General features: G+C 64.7%; 2 protein-coding genes. Both read right to left on the bottom strand.

Annotated features, from left to right (window positions below; all coding sequences use genetic code 11):
• A partial coding sequence (locus tag ACTJGZ_RS16000) for a multidrug efflux RND transporter permease subunit (RefSeq protein ID WP_441663881.1) occupies positions 1 to 3,044 on the bottom strand: 3,044 nt, incomplete at its 3' end.
• Positions 3,045 to 3,049: 5 nt separating this feature from the next.
• The coding region (locus ACTJGZ_RS16005) for an efflux RND transporter periplasmic adaptor subunit (RefSeq protein WP_441663882.1) at positions 3,050 to 3,331 on the bottom strand (282 nt) is incomplete at its 5' end.

Raw genomic sequence — 3,331 nt, forward strand, 5'->3', positions numbered from 1 at the left:
GTCAGACGATCAAAAAAGAGATAGATCACCGGCGTGGTGAAAATGGTGAGCAGCTGGCTGACCATCAGCCCGCCGACCATGACCACCCCCAGCGGCTGGCGCAGTTCGGCTCCGGCGCCGCTGGCGAACATCAGCGGCACAGCGCCGAACAAGGCTGCCAGTGTGGTCATCAGAATGGGGCGGAAACGTTGCAGCGCAGCGCTGCGTATGGCCTGCAGCGGCGTCAGGCCGCCGGTGCGTTCGGCATCCAGCGCGAAATCAATCATCATGATGCCATTCTTTTTGACCAGGCCGATCAGCAGAATGATGCCGATGATGGCGATCAGGTCCAGCTCTCCGCCCGTCAGCAGCAAGGCCAGCAGGGCGCCGACGGCGGCCGAAGGCAGGGTAGAGAGAATGGTGATGGGGTGAATGGCGCTTTCGTAGAGAATGCCCAGCACGATATACATCGTGACGACCGCAGCCAGAATCAGCCAGAGCGTGTTGGCCAGCGATTCGGAAAAGGCTTCTGCTGCCCCGGCAAAACGCGCATCCACGGAGGCGGGCAGGCCGATTTCCTGTTGCGCCTGGTCTATCGCGGCGACAGCGGCGCCCAGTGAGGCGCCGGGCGCCAGGTTGAAGGAAATGGTCGTGGCGGGAAACTGGCCGACATGGGAAATCAGCACTGGCGCCCGGCGTTCGCTGATACGCGCAATGCTGGCCAGGGGCACGGGGGTGCCATTGGCGCTGGCGACATACAGGCGGCCGAGATCGGCGGGCGCCGCCGCGAAGCCCGGCAGCACGCCCAGCACAATGCGGTATTGGTTGTTCTGGGTGAAGAGCGTGCTGACCTGGCGCTGCGCATACGCGTCATAGAGCGCGGCATCAATGGCGCTGATGGTAATGCCCAGCCGCGCCGCCGCATCACGGTCTATGTCGATATAGGCTTGCAGCCCGTCATTCTGAAGGTCGGCGGACACGTCGGCCAGCTGCGGCAGCTCACGCAGCCGGTCGATCAGGCGGGGCGCCCAGTCTTCCAGTTCATCCAGGCTGGGGGAGGTCAGCGTCATCAGGTACTGAGTGCGGCTGATGCGGTCGTCTATGGTCAGTTCCTGCACCGGCTGAAACCAGGCCTGTATGCCTTCCACCTGATCGGCATGCCGGGCCAGGCGCGCCAGCGTTTCCTGCAGATTGCCGCTGCGTTCGGCGTAGGGCTTGAGATTGATCTGGATGCGGCCGCTGTTGAGCGTGTTGTTGGTGCCGTCCACGCCGATGAACGAGGACAGACTGTCCACATCCGGGTCTTGCAGCAGTGAACGCGCCAGATCCTGCTGCCGTTGGGCCATGCTGGCAAATGAGACGGTTTGCGGCGCCTCGGTAATGGCCAGGACGGCGCCGCTGTCTTGCACCGGGAAGAAGCCTTTGGGCGTCCACAGATAGAGCGCGACCGTGGCGGCCATGGTGCCCAGGGTGAAGAGCAGCGTGGCGGTCTGATGCCGCAGCACCCAGTCCAGCGCCTTGCTGTAGCGTTGGATCAGGCCGGACAGCCAATCGTGGCGTTCCTGGTCGTGCGCGGGCGCGGGCGCAGGCGCGGGCAGCATGCGGGCGCACATCATCGGCGTCAGGGTCAGCGACACCAGCAGCGAGATGAAAATGGCAATGGCCAGGGTAATGGCGAACTCATGGAAGAGCCGGCCCACGACCCCTTGCATGAACAGCAGCGGAATCAGGACGGCGATCAGCGAGACAGTCAGCGAGACCAGGGTGAAGCCGATCTGGCGCGCGCCCTTGAGCGCGGCCTGCATGGGCGAGGCGCCTTGTTCGCGGTGGCGGGCGATGTTTTCCAGCATCACGATGGCATCGTCCACCACAAAGCCCGTGGCGATGGTCAGCGCCATGAGTGTCAGGGTATTGATGGAAAAACCGGCGAGATAAATGACGCCGAAGGTGCCGATCAGCGATAAGGGAACGGCCAGGCTGGGAATCAGCGTCGCCGCGGCATTGCGCAGAAACAGCAGGGTGACCAGCACGACCAGGACGATGGCCAGCAGCAGTTCCTGCAGGACATGGCGCACGGCGGCACGGATGTTCTGGGTCCGGTCGGTCAGGACGGTGACATCCACGCTGGCCGGTAGGCCGGCGGTCAGCTGTGGCAGCAAGGCCTGGATGCGGTCCACAACTTCGATGACATTGGCGCCGGGCTGGCGCTGGATATTGAGCAGCACGGCCGGCAGCTCGCCCGACCAGGCGGCCAGGCGGCTGTCTTCCGGGCCGGAAATAATGTCGGCGACATCGCCCAGGCGCAGCGGCGCGCCATCCTGCCAGGCCAGGATCAGGGCGCGGTAATCCTCAGGGCTGCGCATCTGGTCGTTGGCGCTCATCATGACGGTACGCAGCGGCCCGTCAAAACGGCCTTTGGGCTGGTTGGCATTGGCAGCGGCGATGGCGCTGCGGACGGCCTCCATGTCCAGGCCGTATGAGGCCAGGGCTGCCGGGTTGACCTGCACGCGGATGGCCGGGCGCTGGCCGCCAGCCAGGCTGACCATGCCGACGCCGTTGATCTGCGCCAGTTGTTGCGCCATGCGGGTATCGACCAGATCGTAGAGATCCGGCAGCGGCATGGTGGGTGAGGTAATGGCCAGGGTCAGAATGGGCGTGTCTGCCGGATTGACCTTGCGGTAAACCGGCGGCGCCGGCAAGTCGCGGGGCAACAGGTTGCCGGCTGCGCTCAGCGCCGCCTGGACTTCCTGTTCCGCCACACTCATATTCAGATCCAGCGAAAATTTGAGTGTGATGACGGAAGCGCCGCTGCCGCTGGCGGAGGACATTTGCTGCAGGCCGGGAATCTGGCCCAGGCGGCGCTCCAGCGGCGCCGTGATGGCGCTGGTGGTGATATCAGGCCCGGCGCCGGGATAGTAGGTAAAGACCTGGATGATGGGGTAATCCACCTGCGGCAGGGCGGCGACGGGCAGCAGGCGCCAGGCCATCAGGCCAGACAGCAGCATGGCGATCATCAGCAGCGTGGTCGCAACAGGCCGCTGGATGAAGGGCGATGACAGGTTCATGAGCCTTACCGGCGCGATCCTGGGCGCTGCTGTCCTGCCGGGGGGGCGGTGGGGGTGCCGACTGTGCCGCCGGATTCGTCCGCGATGCGGACTTCGCGGCCTTCGCGCAGGCGGTCCAGGCCTTCCAGCACCACATCGTCACCCGCCTTCAGGCCGTCAAGCACGGCAATGCGGCCTTCGTCGGAAATTCCCAGCTTTACCGGGCGGATATAGGCTTTGTGCGCTTCATCGACCAGATACACATAGGCGCCGTTCGCGCCATATTGCACGGCGTCGGTGGGAATGGT

Source organism: Kerstersia sp., from assembly GCF_052103615.1.
Classification (GTDB): domain Bacteria; phylum Pseudomonadota; class Gammaproteobacteria; order Burkholderiales; family Burkholderiaceae_B; genus Kerstersia.